At 43.0% G+C, this 3,027-nt stretch carries 7 protein-coding genes; all 7 read left to right on the top strand.

The genetic code is table 11. From position 1 onward, the window contains the following. The first annotated feature begins 146 nt into the window (after positions 1-146). The 7 genes from CAPSK01_RS17195 to CAPSK01_RS23610 all read left to right on the top strand — a co-directional run bounded on the left by CAPSK01_RS17195 (position 147) and on the right by CAPSK01_RS23610 (position 2,949). Entirely contained in the window at positions 147-554 is a 408-nt protein-coding gene (locus tag CAPSK01_RS17195; RefSeq protein ID WP_034929582.1) for a hypothetical protein, read from the top strand. Then, entirely contained in the window at positions 551-769 is a 219-nt protein-coding gene (locus CAPSK01_RS17190) for a hypothetical protein (RefSeq protein ID WP_273703935.1), read from the top strand. The genes CAPSK01_RS17195 and CAPSK01_RS17190 overlap by 4 nt, the downstream gene beginning before the upstream one ends. 90 nt (positions 770-859) lie before the next feature. Beyond that, positions 860-1,183, top strand: a complete 324-nt coding sequence (locus tag CAPSK01_RS17185; protein ID WP_034929578.1) for a hypothetical protein — start codon at positions 860-862, stop codon at positions 1,181-1,183. Positions 1,184-1,320: 137 nt separating this feature from the next. Beyond that, entirely contained in the window at positions 1,321-1,731 is a 411-nt protein-coding gene (locus CAPSK01_RS17180; RefSeq protein WP_034929575.1) for a hypothetical protein, read from the top strand. A gap of 96 nt (positions 1,732-1,827) precedes the next feature. Next, a complete protein-coding gene (locus tag CAPSK01_RS23620) occupies positions 1,828-2,223 on the top strand; it encodes a hypothetical protein (protein ID WP_273703934.1) in 396 nt (131 codons plus the stop codon). Positions 2,224-2,226: 3 nt separating this feature from the next. Further along, positions 2,227-2,529, top strand: a complete 303-nt coding sequence (locus CAPSK01_RS23615) for a hypothetical protein (protein WP_273703933.1) — start codon at positions 2,227-2,229, stop codon at positions 2,527-2,529. A 9-nt stretch (positions 2,530-2,538) separates the two neighbouring features. Beyond that, positions 2,539-2,949 (top strand): hypothetical protein, encoded by a 411-nt coding sequence (locus CAPSK01_RS23610; protein WP_273703932.1) that lies wholly within the window; start codon positions 2,539-2,541, stop codon positions 2,947-2,949. Positions 2,950-3,027: the final 78 nt, after the last annotated feature.

Here is a 3,027-nt window from a genome sequence, read left to right as displayed (position 1 = left end):
CTGAAAATGGGCACTGGATGACAGAGGTACATCTAATGGCAGATGAGTTGATTGCCAATAAATTGGCAGACTCAAGAGCAGCTAAGATTGCAAGCAGGTTCAAAGATGCAATGACCTGCGGTTTATAACCTAGATAAGGACTAATTATGAGTAATGCAGAGGAAGCACTTTTCAACCTGAAAAAACTGAGGCATGTGATGCCAAAGCATCAATACAATCAACTTACAGTGCTACTCAGCGAACTAGATGGCAGTGGGTTGTTTTACAACACAGCAAAACACTTTGATGACCTCTTGCATAATGCTACCCTCAGTATTAGTGAAATCCCACCTCTATATGGGAATAAGGGAGAGGTAGTTTACTTGCACTATAAAAGGGGGGCAGATTCAGTAGACATTTACGAGCTAGGGAAAGGTCCATTTGGCTACGTGGGCGTGGGCAGGGACAGTACCGATACCTCTACCTTGAGGTACTACTTTATGCCTGAGTTCTTGGAAAGCGGAGCGGAGCTAGACCTAGACCTATATTGGTATCCAAGTAAGGTGCAGACATGAAAACAATGATTGCAGCAATCCTGCTCACTGGCTGCGCTGGCCTTAAACCAGTAGCAGACTATGCCGATAGCCCAAAACTACGCATGTGCCAGTTCGAGGCACAGAAAGCCGTGGTCATGGGCAATTCCTATGGTGCTAGATCGTTCATTGGCAGTCTATATGGAGATTCGATTATTTATAGACAAATATTGGAATCCTGCATGGCACAGTACTAACAGCAACAGTAGCAACAATAGCAACAGTAGCAACTGATTGATAATCATACCCTCTAACGAGGGTATATTTTTGTATAGGAAGGGTCAGATATGGATAAGTTGTGGATTGAGGAGCAGGAAGAATTTAATGTAGGGGATAGTGCGTTCCTTATCTCATTTCGTAATGAGAACACGGCTAGTACTAGGTCCGTGTTGAGAAACACTCCTGCTTACACCAATAGGAGTAATGAACCTAAACTCTACGGATGGTGCGGCACTTATAATAATATAGGGACGTATGGGGAAGGGGCATGGCAAGTGGTCAGGATTGCTAAGAGTGGCAGATACCTGATTAAAGAGTTAACAAGGTCTGAGTTAATCCTGTTCCTGGAGGATATGGGCTACCCTGAATTGATTCCGCATGAGGAGCAATGACAGGGAGTAGGAGAAGTAGCAGGAAATATGAGAAACCTGAATTGATTCCGCATGGGGAGAAGTAACAGGAAATATGAATTATCCTTGAACTATCCTTGAACTGTACATGAGTAGACACTTACATTAGGAGCAATGACATGGCATTTATGACACCAACGATTACTAGCAGCAAAGAGTATTTCATGATAAATCACGATGCCTGTGAGATAGTCGCATGTAAGTACACTACCATAAACCTTCCTATGGGAGAGTACACAGTAGATGACGGAGAACCTCCTGTAGGAGGGGAAGAACATCGTGTATGGGAAGAGGCTAAACGGGTAATGGAATTGTATAGTATTGACAATTTCACAATCACATGGCAATATGGGGGTAAGTTAGAGGCTTGTGGCTACTTAGACCAAACCGACTGGTATCTAGGGGACACTTTATCAGAAGTAGCGGAGCAGCTACTTGAGTCGTTTTATGATCAGGAAGATCAATACATGGATGAGGAGGAGAAAGCAGACAAGGCTTGGTTAGAGAGCCTGTTAGACAACCAGAATTAACAATGAAGTACTCCGCCCACTACCCGATCAATTTCATTTTTTGAAAGGTGCAGCGGGAAAAACTGCAAGTGGGCGGACCTTACTATAGGATTGAATATGAAAACGGAAGATTGGATTAAGAATTTTGAACGGAATCTACCAGAAGGGTTTCCGGTAGTAGCAATGGGTTGGCCAGAGGCTGAGTACGGAATATGCCACGAAAATTATATAAACTATTGCTCAGATGCAGTGAATGAAACACCAGATGGTGAGTCTGCGCCACTGCTTCCTACCTTTGAGGAATGGAGGCGAAAGGAAAGGGGCGAAATCTCTTACGACCTTGGTTTTAGTCAAGATTATTGCGATACCTGTGGCTCTTTCCCTGGCATAAGATATGCAGCAACTGCAATGCCCTCCGATCTTGCAGATAAGGATTATGTCGCATTGACAGTATGTGAAGGTTGCGTACTGTACATTGCTAATGGCGAAACACCAGTAGACTGTGAGGACTGAACTATGAAACACCCTGAATTAAAGGTTCTCCATAGTAGGTATGGGGGACTCATGGGCAGAAGAGATACAGTACTATCAAATGGGGTAGGTAAGTATCACTTATATAAAATGACAATGATAGGTTATGGTGCCTATGATTCAGGCGGCGCTTATTGGGGTCAAGGGAACCCTGTATTTGGTTACATGTACAGGGCCTATCGTCAATTAGACGAAGGGCTAGAGCAGTGTTTTGTCAGAGCAGTTGACAGGGATGAGGCTAAAGAGGAAGTTAGGAAGGTATTCAAGGGAGCTACTTTTTACAGATAAGGACTAATCATGAGTGTAAAAAGCATTACCACAGTAAGCGATGAAAGGTTAAAAAAGTTACACCTTGTAATGTTTCGTCAATATGATGGTGAACCCTGCAAGCACGGGTTAGAACTAGCTGAGTTCCTATCCACACTCAAGATTGTGGAAGGACTTGGAATTGATAATTACAGAGTTGCTAATGGAGCAGCAGACTTAGCAGCACAAGTTGTAGTAAGGTTTAAAAAAGGACCTGGACAGGTATATCTGTATACCCGCTTAGGTTATTATGGGCAGGCATACTCCTACAATGTTTCAGTACTCGGGAGCAGTATTCGGGTAACAGTTAGTAACTATGACGGGTCTATCCTTTTTAAGGGCACTGTTGATAAGTTTGCTAAGTTTTGTAAACTAGGAGTAGATAATGATTCCACTGTCTAAGGCCATTGCTGATGCAGTTGCAATTATACTATTTGCACTCTTTATCCTTTACTATGATACTTAAGGACTAACATGAAA

The organism is Candidatus Accumulibacter vicinus (assembly GCF_000584955.1).
Lineage (GTDB): Bacteria > Pseudomonadota > Gammaproteobacteria > Burkholderiales > Rhodocyclaceae > Accumulibacter > Accumulibacter vicinus.
This window is presented reverse-complemented; position numbering and strand designations above follow the sequence as displayed.

Bases quoted from the DNA above. Each gene is read 5' to 3' on its own strand.
- CAPSK01_RS17195 (WP_034929582.1), top strand. From the start codon at position 147: ATGAGTAATGCAGAGGAAGCACTTTTCAACCTGAAAAAACTGAGGCAT.
- CAPSK01_RS17190 (WP_273703935.1), top strand. From the start codon at position 551: ATGAAAACAATGATTGCAGCAATCCTGCTCACTGGCTGCGCTGGCCTT.
- CAPSK01_RS17185 (WP_034929578.1), top strand. From the start codon at position 860: ATGGATAAGTTGTGGATTGAGGAGCAGGAAGAATTTAATGTAGGGGAT.
- CAPSK01_RS17180 (WP_034929575.1), top strand. From the start codon at position 1,321: ATGGCATTTATGACACCAACGATTACTAGCAGCAAAGAGTATTTCATG.
- CAPSK01_RS23620 (WP_273703934.1), top strand. From the start codon at position 1,828: ATGAAAACGGAAGATTGGATTAAGAATTTTGAACGGAATCTACCAGAA.
- CAPSK01_RS23615 (WP_273703933.1), top strand. From the start codon at position 2,227: ATGAAACACCCTGAATTAAAGGTTCTCCATAGTAGGTATGGGGGACTC.
- CAPSK01_RS23610 (WP_273703932.1), top strand. From the start codon at position 2,539: ATGAGTGTAAAAAGCATTACCACAGTAAGCGATGAAAGGTTAAAAAAG.